The 13,308-nt window shown below is 43.1% G+C and carries 13 protein-coding genes and 2 riboswitches; all 13 genes read right to left on the bottom strand.

Annotation, left to right across the window (positions count from 1 at the left end; translation table 11 throughout):
- Positions 1–519: methionine ABC transporter permease (locus BFI01S_RS05875; protein WP_061791777.1), on the bottom strand; the 519-nt coding region annotated here is incomplete at its 3' end.
- Positions 512–1,537, bottom strand: coding sequence for a methionine ABC transporter ATP-binding protein (locus BFI01S_RS05880; protein ID WP_061791778.1), 1,026 nt, complete (start codon positions 1,535–1,537; stop codon positions 512–514). The genes BFI01S_RS05880 and BFI01S_RS05875, both read right to left, overlap by 8 nt.
- Before the next feature lie 153 nt (positions 1,538–1,690).
- Positions 1,691–1,794, bottom strand: a riboswitch (SAM riboswitch).
- 140 nt (positions 1,795–1,934) lie between these two features.
- On the bottom strand, positions 1,935–3,251 hold the full coding sequence (locus BFI01S_RS05885; RefSeq protein WP_061791779.1) for an O-acetylhomoserine aminocarboxypropyltransferase/cysteine synthase family protein: 1,317 nt from the start codon (positions 3,249–3,251) through the stop codon (positions 1,935–1,937).
- Between the two features lie 85 nt (positions 3,252–3,336).
- Positions 3,337–3,438, bottom strand: a riboswitch (SAM riboswitch).
- Positions 3,439–3,489: 51 nt separating this feature from the next.
- Positions 3,490–3,828, bottom strand: a complete 339-nt coding sequence (locus tag BFI01S_RS05890) for an SCP2 sterol-binding domain-containing protein (RefSeq protein ID WP_061791780.1) — start codon at positions 3,826–3,828, stop codon at positions 3,490–3,492.
- A 144-nt stretch (positions 3,829–3,972) separates the two neighbouring features.
- Positions 3,973–5,244: an MFS transporter gene (locus BFI01S_RS05895; RefSeq protein ID WP_061791781.1), complete on the bottom strand. Its 1,272-nt coding sequence runs from the start codon at positions 5,242–5,244 to the stop codon at positions 3,973–3,975.
- 147 nt (positions 5,245–5,391) lie between these two features.
- On the bottom strand, positions 5,392–5,700 hold the full coding sequence (locus BFI01S_RS05900) for a thioredoxin family protein (protein WP_061791782.1): 309 nt from the start codon (positions 5,698–5,700) through the stop codon (positions 5,392–5,394).
- A 15-nt stretch (positions 5,701–5,715) separates the two neighbouring features.
- On the bottom strand, positions 5,716–6,069 hold the full coding sequence (locus BFI01S_RS05905; protein ID WP_061791783.1) for a toprim domain-containing protein: 354 nt from the start codon (positions 6,067–6,069) through the stop codon (positions 5,716–5,718).
- 295 nt (positions 6,070–6,364) lie between these two features.
- The gene (locus BFI01S_RS05910) at positions 6,365–6,604 is read right to left on the bottom strand and encodes a YusG family protein (RefSeq protein ID WP_048008459.1); all 240 of its coding nucleotides are present in this window, start codon (positions 6,602–6,604) and stop codon (positions 6,365–6,367) included.
- Between the two features lie 160 nt (positions 6,605–6,764).
- Entirely contained in the window at positions 6,765–7,148 is a 384-nt protein-coding gene (gcvH, locus tag BFI01S_RS05915) for a glycine cleavage system protein GcvH (RefSeq protein ID WP_009331744.1), read from the bottom strand.
- 75 nt (positions 7,149–7,223) lie between these two features.
- Positions 7,224–7,583: an arsenate reductase family protein gene (locus BFI01S_RS05920; protein ID WP_061791831.1), complete on the bottom strand. Its 360-nt coding sequence runs from the start codon at positions 7,581–7,583 to the stop codon at positions 7,224–7,226.
- Positions 7,584–7,792: 209 nt separating this feature from the next.
- Positions 7,793–9,577: an acyl-CoA dehydrogenase FadE gene (locus BFI01S_RS05925; protein ID WP_061791784.1), complete on the bottom strand. Its 1,785-nt coding sequence runs from the start codon at positions 9,575–9,577 to the stop codon at positions 7,793–7,795.
- 65 nt (positions 9,578–9,642) lie between these two features.
- Positions 9,643–10,818, bottom strand: coding sequence for an acetyl-CoA C-acetyltransferase (locus BFI01S_RS05930; protein WP_061791785.1), 1,176 nt, complete (start codon positions 10,816–10,818; stop codon positions 9,643–9,645).
- Positions 10,819–10,858: 40 nt separating this feature from the next.
- The gene (locus BFI01S_RS05935) at positions 10,859–13,240 is read right to left on the bottom strand and encodes a 3-hydroxyacyl-CoA dehydrogenase/enoyl-CoA hydratase family protein (RefSeq protein ID WP_061791832.1); all 2,382 of its coding nucleotides are present in this window, start codon (positions 13,238–13,240) and stop codon (positions 10,859–10,861) included.
- Between the last annotated feature and the right edge of the window lie 68 nt (positions 13,241–13,308).

Genomic DNA, 13,308 nt, shown 5'->3' on the forward strand with positions numbered 1-13,308 from the left:
ACCGATTACACCAGCCATTGCTGTGTAGCCAACCAGCGCGATGGCTGTCACGGTTATTCCCGAAACAAGGGCGGGCATTGATTCCGGAAGCAGAACCTTCCAGATGATCGTGCTTGTTTTTGCGCCCATTGACTTGGCCGCTTCAATTACCCCTTTGTCAATTTCCCTCAAGCCGATTTCCACCATTCGGGCATAAAACGGGGCAGCACCAATAATTAATGCAGGCAATGCTGCATCCTCCCCAATCATTGTCCCAAGCAAAAACTTCGTAAATGGAATCAGTAATACAATAAGGATAATAAATGGAATCGAACGGAATATATTGACGAAAGCAGAAATAATTTTATTGATTGCTGCATTTTCCCAGATATTCCCCTTCGAGGTCAAAAAGAGCAGCAGCCCCAGAACTGCTCCCAAAATAAAGGTTGCGAGAACAGAAATGGCTGTCATATATAGAGTTTCCATTGTAGCTTCCCACATGGAATCCCATTGTACATTTGGAAACCATTCGTTAAGCATTGGAAATCACCTCCACGCCCACCTGCTGAGAGTGAATAAATTCGATGGCTTTTGCAACTTCCTCTGCTTCTCCATCAACATGGATGAATAAGGTACCGTAAGAGCCATTCTGCGTCTGAGAAATCTTTCCTTGAAGGATATTCACGGTTACCTGGAAATTCCGGATCAGGTTTGTAATCAATGGCTGTTCAGCTGATTCGCCGACAAATCCTAATTGGACTACTTTTCCTTTTGGATACAAATCGACCAGATGATCAATCGTTTCCTTCGTTTCTTCAGGCTCTGTCACCTGCTGAACAAATCGCTTTGTAATCACAGCTTTTGGATTCTTAAAGACATCCAATACAGGTCCGATTTCAACAATTCGGCCGCCTTCCATAACAGCAACCCGATGGCAGATTTTACGGATTACGTGCATTTCATGTGTAATAAGGACAATGGTTAAGCCCAGCCGCTCATTGATATCTACAAGCAGCTCCAAAATGGAATCTGTTGTCTGAGGATCAAGGGCAGATGTCGCCTCATCACAAAGCAGCACTTTTGGATTGTTGGCAAGGGCTCTGGCAATTCCGACCCTTTGCTTTTGACCGCCGCTAAGCTGAGAAGGGTAGGCATCTTCCCTTCCTTCGAGACCGACGAGTTTAATGAGCTCATCTACTCTTTTGAGCCTTTCCTGCCGGGAAACACCAGCAATTTCAAGCGGAAATGCAATATTCTCTCTTACTGTTCTCGACCATAACAGATTGAAATGCTGGAAGATCATGCTTATTTCCTGACGCGCTTTTCTTAGCTTGCTTCCCTTTATCTTTGAAACCTCATTGCCTGCTACAGTAACACTGCCATGGGTAGGAAGCTCCAGCCCATTAAGCATGCGGATTAAGGTACTTTTACCTGCACCGCTATATCCGATAACACCGAAAATCTCTCCTTCTTTTACCTCCAGGTTTACATCATCAACTGCTTTTACCTGGCCGTTTTTTGAAGAGAAAATCTTCTGTACATCTTTTATAGAAATCAACGTGATAGTCACCTCATTTATCGAAAGATACAGATAATAATTAATAGACTGCTTCTATTCCCCTATTTTTTTACTCCATATAGACTTTCATGCGCAAAAGCAAAAATGCCTTTCTGCACATGAGCAGAAAGGCATAAAAAAATTTAGTCCTTTCTCTCATCTATCAAAGCAATGCTTTGAGTGAATTGGCACCATTTCAACTAATTGACGGTTGCCGGGCTTCATAGGGCACTTCCCTCCACCTCTCTTGATAAGAGCGTAACGTTCTATATTAAATTAATACTTTAAATGAATTAAGCAGTTTTTTAATTACGTTTGCTATCGTATCATAGCCATTAAAAAGGTGTCAACGATGAAATTTCAAACTTTCGGAAAAAAGCGAATGGTAAATTTTCCTTTACGCTTTTGCAGCAAGCGATGTGAGACCTGCAGCTGCTTCTATCGCCTGTTCCAGGTCTTCAATTAAATCTTCTGCATTTTCGATGCCGATTGAAATCCGAATCAGGTCCTCCGGCACTCCGGCAGCTTTTAAACCTTCCTCATCCAGCTGCTGGTGAGTGGTGCTTGCAGGGTGGATAATCAGGCTCTTTGCGTCCCCTACATTAGCCACGTGTGCCCATAGCTGCAGGTTATTGATCAGCTTGGCTCCAGCCTCTCGTCCGCCTGCAATTCCAAATACAGCCACAGCGCCTGCTCCTTTAGGCAAATATTTATCTGCCAATTCTTTGTCCGGATGGCTTTCATGACCTGGATAAAGCACCCAATTAACGGCTGGATGCGCCTCCAGATATTCCACTACCTTTTTCGTATTAGCAACGTGCTCCTTCATTCTCACATGCAGAGTTTCAAGGCCTAAAGTAAACTGAAATGCACTTTGCGCACTCATCGCAGGCCCTAAGTCTCTTAACAGCTGAACGCGTGCTTTGATAATATAAGCCGCCTCGCCAATTGCTTCGCTATAGACAATATCATGGTAGCTCGGGTCCGGCTCTGTAAAGCCCGGGAACTTAGGGGAATTCCAGTCAAATTTTCCGCCGTCTACAATAATTCCTCCCATTGTTGTCCCATTGCCGAGCAGCCATTTAGTCGCAGAATGTATAACAATGTCAGCACCATGTTCGATAGGCCTGCAAAGATAAGGTGTAGCAAAAGTGTTATCGACAATCAGCGGCACACCGTTTTCGTGTGCAATCGCGGCAACCTTTTCAATATCCAGGATTTTCAGGCTCGGGTTTCCAATCGTTTCGGCAAAGACAGCCTTTGTTTTATCTGTAATGGCGCTCCGGAAATTTTCCGGATCCTTTGGATCGACCAGTTTCACCTTTATTCCATACTTAGGAAGTGTGACTGCAAACAAATTATAAGTACCGCCATATAAATTGGATGCAGCAACAATTTCATCACCAGCTTCGGCGATATTTAAAATGGCAAGTGTAATGGCAGACTGGCCGCTTGCAAGAGCCAGCGCACCCACTCCTCCTTCAAGAAGGGCTACTCTTTCCTCAAATACACTGACAGTGGGATTATGTATCCTGCTATAAATATATCCCGGCTCTTTCAGGGCAAAGAGATCTGCAGCGTGATCTGTATTCTTGAATTGATAAGCATTATTCTGATAAATCGGGACCGCCCTCGCGCCAGTTACAGGGTCAGGCTTCAGCCCCCCATGCACTCCAATAGTTTCAAATCGGTAATCTTTCTGTTTGTCCGTCATTGCTATCTCTCCTCTATAAAAATGTTTGTATTTCATTTCGAAAAGCTGAAAAACCCTCTTCATAAGAAGAGGGCTGCATCGACTCTTCTTATCTTCCAGAGCATTCTGCTCTGCTGGATTTAGCACCGTGTACTTTACCGGTTGCCGGGCTTCGCTGGGCCAGTCCCTCCGCCTCTCTCGATAAGAATATTCAGTTAATTAATATTAAAATGATATTATCATACTATTTAAAAAATGGTCAAGTATTGTACAGTGAAATTTTCCCTAAACAGAAAAAAGACTCGAGGAGCAACTTTTTTCTGTAAGTAGTTTCCATCATTATTTTATTTTGGGAAATGGCATCCCTTAGCTTTACTTCCCCTGTAATCAGTGACAGCACAGCTTCTTCCGTTCCCGAGATTTCCACATCAAAATGACTGGTACGGCTTGCCTTCCGTATTTCCCCATTTGAAATTTTCAAAGGAATGCATGTGTTTCCCGCCTTAATAAGCAAAGAGAAATTTGATTTTCTTAAGAAAAATCCAAGATGCCCTTTAGCCTTTAATTCCCGGATAAATACATCAGGTAAATCCCTCACAGCCTCACCTCTATTAATGGGGTCTATTGACTTTAATATTCAGCAATAAAGAGCTTTAATCCTTTATTTTTCATTCGACAAAATCAGAAAGGCAATGCCTGTTTTATCGGCATTGCCTTTTCATTTCCCGAGAAATATGTCAGATCATAGTATTTTCACAGCGGCTGCTGCAGTTTTTGTCTTTTTATAGCCTCTGAAAACAAAGAAAAAGTAGAGAGAGCCAATCAGGTATAAAGAAGCTGTAATGGTGAATACGAGTGCATATCCCCAATAATCTCCATATCTCATGACGATTCCTGTTGAAACCGGGCCCATTACAGCCCAGCCCAGATTGAACACCATCTGATTGACTGAGTTTGCCAGTCCTTTCATCGAATCATTTACCTTTGACATCATCAATGACATTTGTATAGGATTTCCCGCATTCATCAACGCCTGCCGGAATAAAAATCCAATGGCAGCCAGCCAAAGGTTTTCAGTATAAGCGGTTAAAAGCAGGAAAGGAAGTGACATGAGCTGCAGGATCACAACGGCTTTAACCTCCCCCACCTTTCTTACCACAACCGGTCCGATAATCATGGCAAAGGCCGTGGCAGCCTGCCCTAATGAAATAATCATGCCAATAGCTGAATTGGAGGCTTCAAAGCGGTCTGCGAAGTATAGATTCAGATAGGGAATAACTAGTCCTGCACCAATTCCAATCATCAGCTGAGCAAAAGCAAACATCGCGATAATTTTAACACCGTCATTTTTAACAGAGAGATTTTTGAATGACCAGCCTTTTATGCCCTTTGCACCTTTTCGGTCTTTCGAAACCTCTGCGAAACGCAAAATTGGAAATAAGCCGGCTATAAAAAACACACTTGCAATCAGAAGGGTGATGCGTATGCTGGTGAGCTGATCCGTAAACAAAGAAAATACATCCGTTAAGATGCCCCCGCTTAAGTTCCCGATCACATTTGCACCCGTCATTATAGCAAAATGGATACTGAATAAATGAACCCTTTGATCAGCCTTTGAATTTTCAGCCAGCCACGGTATGCCGGATACCTGAAGAAAGGCTGTTGTCAGCCCGGTTAAAAATGCAAATAAAATCAGGAGCTCCTGCATTTCAACTATACTTCTGAAGAGCATAACTGCACCTGTTGCAACTGCACCAAACATCATCGCTTGTTTTCTGCCAATTCGGTCGCTGGCGATCCCTGCCGGCACAAGAATCATTGCTGTCGCAAGAGCAGTCATGGATATGATTTGTCCATTAACACTTTCTGAGTAGCCGAGCTCCCTTATGTAGAAATTATAAATTACCATGAATATCCCAAAACCAATTTGTGTAAGGATATTCGCCATAAAAGCCAATTTTATGTTGCGGTTATAACCTTTAAATTGACCAGCCCACTCCCTGTAAAATGCCATGCGGATCCCTTCCTGCACTGTATGATTTTTTATTTCGATTCCCTAAGTATCATACTCTTTCGGAATGGGTTTGTAAATATATTTTGAATAGTGAAAAGGCTTTTTTAAAACATGTAAAAAACCAGGCTGCTTTGCTCCTGGTTTCTTCTAATCGACGCTTCTGATTTTATCCAATAAATAGGGTACGGATCGGAAAGCATATAATTTTTCGTGTAAAGTTCCTTTTCTGAAGATGAGGAGACAGGGTACGCTTTCCACTCCCCATTTTTCAGCCAATTGCGGCATATAATTTAAGTCCGCTTTCCCCATTTTTTGACCTGGCAGCAATTGTTCTGTAACTGCCAGCATCTTTCCTGCCATTTGGCAGGTACCGCACATAGGCGTATACAAATAGATAAGAATCGTTTCTTGTCCGCTAATCGCTTCCTCAATTTCCTGCTGTGACCATTCCTGCATTTTATCATCCTTACTTTATCTGTCCAGATATTGTGTATAAACGTCAATGTTAGCTCCGAGCAGCACTGTTGCCAAATGATGTTCAGGTGCAGTCGCTACTTCTCTGTACATTCTATCGATGTATAGATGCTCTGCCTCTGGAAATTCCCTTTTGAATTGTTTTCTCAGCTTTTCACCTGCTGAATCGGCATCCACCAATATATATACATCCTTATCAAACAATGTGTCAATTAATTCATCCAGTTTGGTAATGCTTATTGTTCCATTTGTGCAGATAATCTCAACGGGCTCTCTTATAATGATTTTAACCTTTGTTTTATCTGACTTTCCCTCGACAATAATCACTTTTTCCGGAATTCCATCGTTCATCGTCATCACCTGAAAGGAGTTATTTTGAAACTGTTGCATTAATGTTAAAACCCGTATTGCATTGGTTTTTATCTTAATATATTCATTATTCTCGGTTATGGTGTGAATCTCCTGCCCATTTTGGAGGTTAGGACTGCGCTGATTTTGTATATTCCTTGGCCAGTTTTGAAAAGGAAATGTTTTTGAAGAAAAATATTATTACGTGTTCTTTAAACGGCCTATTTCATTGTATGCCCGGTCATATTGCTTTAGCCTATTAAATAAACAGCGGAAATCATTCCGCTGTTTACAGTAGTCAGCACCAGCCGCCTTCGTCACAGTCTGTGTAGCGCGCTTGCGCTTTATCCGGAACAGAGACATTCTGATATATTTTTTGGTGTTCGGTTTCAAAATGATGGGACAAGTTGAAAGAAGAGCCTTCCGGAAGGCTGATTTGGCCAATTTTTTCGTTTTCAAGATAAAGATCTATCCCATTATTGTTAAGTTTGCCGACAACCCGGTCAGTTATATCGATTTTCTGCTGCTTCAATGTCATGGGTAATCATTCCTTTCATGCATTTGGGTACCTATAGTTTTGCCCCGTCTCTGTAAAAGAAAAATAGCAATTAAAGGTAAGAACAAAATTGCTGAAGCAGCTGGACATGATATACCCTAAAAAAACGAAAAACCGGTTCGGAAGTGAACCGGCTCTCTAATTAATCTTCGTTTGTCATTTCTTCATATTGCTCAGCAGTCATCAAGCTTTCTACCTCGCTTAAATCTGAAGGTTCCACCACAACCATCCATGCTTTTTCATATGGAGACTCGTTTACGAACTCAGGGTTGTCGTTAAGGTCTTCATTTACTTCAACCACTTTACCGCTTAGAGGCGCATAAAGTTCAGAAACTGTTTTTACAGATTCTACGCTTCCGAATGGTTCGTTTGCACTTAGCTCATCGCCAACTTCAGGAAGCTCAACGAATACAATGTCACCAAGTTCTGATTGCGCGAAATGCGTAATCCCAATGCGGACTTTCCCATCTTCTGTTTTTACCCACTCATGCTCTTCTGAATAACGTAATTCTTTTGGTGTGCTCATTATGTATCCCTCCATATTAATATTTCAATTTATGATCAGTAAATCGATCTCATAGTTAATGATGGCTTCCAGCTATTAGGAAAACCATTTCTTTTCATATTCCTCTTCTTTGAAGCCCACTGTTACTTTATCTCCATCTGTCAGCAGCGGACGCTTGATCAGCATGCCGTCTGTTGCCAGAATATCGAGCAGTTCTTCATCTGAAGAGGCTTTTACTTTGTCCTTCAAGCCGAGCTCCCGATATTTTTGGCCACTCGTATTAAAGAACTTCTTTAGTTCCAAACCGCTGTTTTTATAAAGCGCTTCAAGTTCGCTTCGAGAAGGCGGATTGTCTGTTATATGTATTTCTTCATAGGACAGATTATCTTCGTCAAGCCATTTCTTGGCCTTACGGCATGTCCCGCATTTAGGATACCAATAAAAAGTCAACGCCATTTTTTCACCACCCATTTTAGCAAATTCAGGCTTATCCAAAATTGCTGCCTTTTAATTGAATAGTAACATAAAAGGATGACAAAGCATAACATTGATCACCAATTTAATATTCGACATTTTTCTATTTGTTCCTGCAAGCCTGAAAAAGTTTTTGAATGGTTATTTTTACAATAATAAAGCCCCCTCCATCGGAAGGGAGCTAAGTCAGATTAAACGGTAAAACGTTCCGCGTCGATCAGTTTTTCCGATGCTTCACGCTTCTTTGTAATGACGTTGACTGGCGTGTGTCGTGTGAATTTGCGCAATGCTGACATCATCATGCGCAGTGCATCGCCGTTTTCAACTGCCACAAGTGTTTCCTTTGCATCCTGCTCGATTTCGTTAAATGCCTCCTGGCAGAAGATTTGAGTGTACAGGAGCTTTTGTTTGCTCTTTTCAAGGCCAGCTTTTTCAATGGCCTTTTCAGTGCGAAGAACAACAGATTCCATTGCATAAGCATTCGAAATAATATCCGCAATGTTTACAAGTACTTCCTGTTCTTTATCAAGAGCCTTTCCATACTTTTGTGCTGCCAGACCAGCAGCAAGCAGTCCGATCTTCTTCGCGTTCTTAACCAGATATTTTTCCTGTGCAAGCGGCTCGTCGCCAGGCTCTTCAGGCATCATCATCATGAGCTCTTCCTGCAGCGCCTGGGCTTTCTGGAATAACGGGAGTTCTCCCTTTAGTGCTTTGCGGAGATACGTGCCTGGCACTAATAGACGGTTGATTTCGTTTGTTCCTTCGAAAATTCGGTTAATGCGTGAATCACGATAAGCTCTTTCAATCTCATATTCAGCCATGAAACCATAGCCTCCGTGGATCTGAACACCTTCATCTACTACGTAGTCGAGGACTTCCGTATTAAAGAATTTATTCATGGAGCACTCAATGGCATATTCAGCAATTGACTTTGCAACTTCCTTGCCATCTTTTATTTCTTCATCTGTAAGCTTGCTCATACGGTCCTCGAACAAACCTACTGTACGATACACTGCACTTTCCGCTGCATAAATCTTTGAAGCCATTGTTCCCAGTTTTTCTTTAGTCAAATTAAATTGAGAGATAGGTGACTTAAACTGCTGGCGCTGGTTCGCATACTGAACCGCCAGTTCGAATGCACGCTTCGCTCCGCCAACTGCTCCTACACCTAACTTATAGCGGCCAATATTTAAGATATTAAAAGCAATCACATGGCCCTTGCCGAATTCACCCAGCAGGTTTTCCTTTGGCACCTTGGCGTCTTCAAGAATTAACGTACGGGTAGAAGAGCTCTTGATTCCCATTTTCTTTTCTTCTGCCCCTACAGATACACCTGGGAATTCTCTTTCAACGATGAATGCAGAAAAGTGTTCGCCGTCAATTTTTGCATATACTACGAACACATCTGCGAAGCCTGCATTTGTTATCCATTGCTTTTCACCGTTTAATACATAGTGTGTGCCCTCAGCATTCAGCTTGGCGGTTGTTTTTGCTCCAAGAGCGTCAGAACCTGAGCTTGGCTCTGTCAATGCATAAGCGGCAAGTTTTTCACCTGCAGCAAGTTCAGGAAGGTATTTTTGCTTTTGCTCTTCATTTCCGAATAGAACAATCGGAAGAGAGCCAATGCCGACATGGGCGCCGTGAGAGATGGAAAAGCCGCCTGCACGGGCCATTTTCTCTGCAATAAGTGCTGAGCTTACTTTATCTAATGCAAGTCCGCCGTATTCCTCTGGCACATCTGCGCCTAATAGGCCAAGGTCTCCAGCTTGCTTCAATAGTTTTACAGAACGGTCAAATTCATGGTTTTCAAGATGTTCAATTTGCGGTACAACTTCATTCACTACATAATCTTCAGTCGTCTTAGCAATCATAACCTGCTCATCTGTATAATCCTCAGGTGTAAAAATCCGGTCATAGGAAACATCTTCGATTAAAAAGCTTCCGCCTTTGATAAGATTTTCAGTTTGATTTGACATTTACTTTCCTCCATTCTGTTTTTGCGGAGAAAAGCCTGTGGCTTCTCTCCAAATTTCGATTCATCTTATAAAAGTTCAAATACTCCGGCTGCACCCATTCCGCCTCCGATGCACATTGTTACTACTCCGAATTGCTGATTGCGGCGTTTCATTTCATGAATTAGAGACAAAGTGAGCTTGGCGCCGGAACAGCCCAGCGGGTGCCCTAATGCAATTGCGCCTCCGTTAACATTTACTTTCTCTTCATCCAACCCCAGCTCACGGATAATTTGAATGGATTGGGATGCAAAAGCTTCATTCAATTCAAATAAACCGATATCCGAAAGCTCCAGTCCTGCAAGCTTTAATGCTTTAGGAATGGCCACAACCGGACCGACGCCCATGATCTCAGGAGGAACACCGCCTACGGCAAAGCTTCTGAATTTAGCCATTGGCTTCAATCCGGATGATTCTGCCTTTTCCCGGTCCATAACCATTACTGCTGCTGCTCCGTCACTTGTCTGAGACGAATTTCCGGCTGTGACACTGCCGGTTACCGAGAATGCGGGACGCAGTTTCCCAAGTGATTCAATTGTGGAATCTGCACGGACCCCTTCATCCTGACTGAATTGGATTGTTTTTTCCATCAGCTTATTGTCTTTTCCAATAGATCTGAACGTTACGTCTACAGGTACAATTTCATCTGCAAATTTGCCTTCCTGGATTGCTTTCGCTGCCTTCTGATGACTTCTGACAGCAAATGCATCCTGGTCTTCACGTGTAATGCCATACTTCTTTGCAACCTCTTCAGCTGTATGTCCCATACCCATATAGTATTGAGGAGCTGTTTCCGCCAGTTTGGCGTTCGGGCGGACTACATGCCCCATCATTGGCACCAGGCTCATAGATTCTGCTCCGCCGGCAATAATTGTATCTGCATGGCCAATCATGATTTTTTCAGCTGCATAGGCAATAGCCTGCAGGCCTGAAGAACAATAGCGATTGATCGTTATCCCCGGCACTTCATGTGAAAGTCCGGCAAGGGCTCCGATATTCCTGGCCATGTTCAGCCCCTGTTCTGCTTCAGGCATGGAACATCCGATAATTAAATCATCGATTTTTCCTTCATAATTACCTGCACGCTTTAGGGTTTCCTTTACTGCGAGCGCTCCTAAGTCATCCGGCCTGACATTTGCAAGCGTACCTTTTTTTGCTTTTCCGACCGGTGTCCTGGCACCCGCAACTATAACCGCTTCTCTCATCATGTTCCCTCTCTTTCTATTAATATCCCAATCTATTACTTTAATTGCGCAATGGTTTCCCTTTTAAAAGCATGTGCTGCATGCGCTGCTGTGATTTTGGTTCCGCTACAAGGCTAAGGAATGCTTCGCGCTCCAAGTCAAGCAAATATTGTTCATCAACTTCTGTACCGTATGGCACTTTTCCGCCTGCAATTACATAGGCAAGCTTTTTGGCTATTTTCAAATCATGCTCTGAGATATAGCCGGAGTATAGCATTGCCTGTGCTCCAAGCAGGAGGGTTGCATAACCTGTTTCACCGACAACAGGCACCTTTTTGCGGACAGGAGGCTTATAGCCTTTCTCATGCAGTGCAAGGACAGCCTGCTTTGCATCATAAAGGAGATGGTCCCCATTCACACTGATGCCATCTGCCAGGTTCAGGAAGTTATTGTCTCTTGCTTCCTCGCCGGATGTTGAAACCTTTGCCATAGCAATTGATTCAAACACTTTATTCGCAACCTTTTGAAGGTCAAATTCCACACCATTTGGCATGCTTTCAAGATGCTTCAAATAGAGCTCCTTGTTTCCGCTTCCTCCCGGGATCAGGCCGACACCCACTTCAACAAGTCCCATATATGTTTCACTTGATGCCTGAATATGAGCAGCAGGCAGACATACCTCAGCCCCGCCGCCAAGCGTCATGCCAAACGGAGCGGCAACAACCGGCTTCGAGCTGTACTTAATTTTCAACATGGCATTCTGGAAGTGGCGGACTACCATATCCAGTTCATAAATATTGTCATCCTGCGCTTCCATGAGAATCATCCCAAGGTTGGCACCTACACAGAAGTTCTTGCCCTGATTCCCGATTACAAGACCTTTGTAGTTCTGCTCCACTTCATCTACCGCGAAGTTGATCATCTGGATAATATCCAATCCAATGGCATTGCTTTGCGAATGGAACTCCAGCAATGCAACCCCATCGCCTATATCAACAAGGCTTGCACCGGTATTCTTTTTAATAACACCTTTTTGCTTCTTAAGCTGTTTTAAATTAATTACTTTAGGGTTTTCCTCGATTAATCTGTACTCGCCATTATGATAAAAATACTTCTGGCCCTCTTCTTCTTTGTAGAAGGAATTAAAGCCTTTTTCCAGCATCTCTTTTACCCATGCCGGCACTTCTTCGCCTGCTTCCTCCATTTTTCGAACCGATTTCTCTACTCCAATGGCATCCCAAGTTTCAAATGGGCCCAGTTCCCAGCCAAAGCCCCATTTCATCGCACGGTCTATCGCTGTCACATCATCAGCTATTTCGCCATGAAGCTGTGCTGAATAGAGAAGGGCCGGACTGAGAATGTTCCATAATAATTGGCCAGAGCGATCATCTGAGTATACAAGCGCTTTCAATTTTCCCGCAGTGCCTTTTTCTTGTTTGGCCAGTTCAGTCGAAGCTGTCTTAAGCTTTTGGCGCGGGCCATATTCCAAAGTTTCCGGATTCAGCTCCAGAATCTCTTTGCCCTTTTTCAGGAAAAATCCTTGCCCTGTTTTGCTTCCGAGCCAGCCTTTTTCCTGCATCACTCTCATGAAGTCCGGAACTTCAAAAACTTCCTTTTCTTTACCGACCACCTGGTCATAAACATTGTTTGCCACGTGTATAAATGTATCAAGCCCTACTACATCAAGTGTTCTGAAGGTAGCACTTTTCGGCCGGCCAATCAGCGGCCCTGTTATGGAGTCTACTTCTCCGACACTGTATCCGCCCTTGAGCATTTCCTGCACTGTAACCAGCAGGCCATACGTGCCGATCCGGTTGGCGATAAAGTTCGGTGTATCTTTTGCTTCAACTACTCCTTTTCCCAGTACATCTTCGCCAAATTGCTTCATAAATGACAGCACTTCAGAAGAAGTTTTTTTAGCAGGTATGACTTCAAGAAGCTTTAAGTAGCGGGGAGGATTAAAGAAATGTGTTCCAAGGAAGTGTTTTTGAAAATCTTCCGAGCGCCCTTCTGACATTGCTTCAACAGATATCCCTGACGTATTGGAACTGACAATGCTCCCTGGCTTACGGTGCTGGTCTACTTTTTCAAAAATCTGCTTCTTTATGCTGAGGTTTTCCACAACAACTTCAATAATCCAATCGACATCTTTCAGACGCTCCATGTCATCTTCAAAGTTTCCTGCTTCAATCAAAGCTATATTTTTTTTGGAAGTTAATGGAGCAGGCTTTTGCTTTAACAGCTTTTGGCGGTTTCCTTCACTGATTCGATTGCGGACTGCTTTATTTTCAAGAGTAAGCCCTTTTGCCTTTTCGGCATCCGTTAATTCGCGAGGCGCGATATCCAGTAGCAGTGTTGGAATTCCGATATTGGCCAGATGGGCTGCGATCCCCGAACCCATGACTCCGGAGCCTAATACTGCCGCCTTTTTTATTTGTTGGATCAACTTTATTTCCCCCTTTTGCTTTTTTGAATGAATACTCATTCATTTTATTTTCAAAAAAAATATGC

This window comes from Cytobacillus firmus NBRC 15306 (assembly GCF_001591465.1).
Lineage (GTDB): Bacteria > Bacillota > Bacilli > Bacillales > Cytobacillaceae > Cytobacillus > Cytobacillus firmus.

Bases quoted from the DNA above. Each gene is read 5' to 3' on its own strand.
- BFI01S_RS05885 (WP_061791779.1), bottom strand. From the start codon at position 3,251: ATGACGGACAAACAGAAAGATTACCGATTTGAAACTATTGGAGTGCAT.
- BFI01S_RS05895 (WP_061791781.1), bottom strand. From the start codon at position 5,244: ATGGCATTTTACAGGGAGTGGGCTGGTCAATTTAAAGGTTATAACCGC.
- BFI01S_RS05900 (WP_061791782.1), bottom strand. From the start codon at position 5,700: ATGCAGGAATGGTCACAGCAGGAAATTGAGGAAGCGATTAGCGGACAA.
- BFI01S_RS05905 (WP_061791783.1), bottom strand. From the start codon at position 6,069: ATGAACGATGGAATTCCGGAAAAAGTGATTATTGTCGAGGGAAAGTCA.
- BFI01S_RS05910 (WP_048008459.1), bottom strand. From the start codon at position 6,604: ATGACATTGAAGCAGCAGAAAATCGATATAACTGACCGGGTTGTCGGC.
- gcvH (WP_009331744.1), bottom strand. From the start codon at position 7,148: ATGAGCACACCAAAAGAATTACGTTATTCAGAAGAGCATGAGTGGGTA.
- BFI01S_RS05920 (WP_061791831.1), bottom strand. From the start codon at position 7,583: ATGGCGTTGACTTTTTATTGGTATCCTAAATGCGGGACATGCCGTAAG.
- BFI01S_RS05925 (WP_061791784.1), bottom strand. From the start codon at position 9,577: ATGTCAAATCAAACTGAAAATCTTATCAAAGGCGGAAGCTTTTTAATC.
- BFI01S_RS05930 (WP_061791785.1), bottom strand. From the start codon at position 10,818: ATGAGAGAAGCGGTTATAGTTGCGGGTGCCAGGACACCGGTCGGAAAA.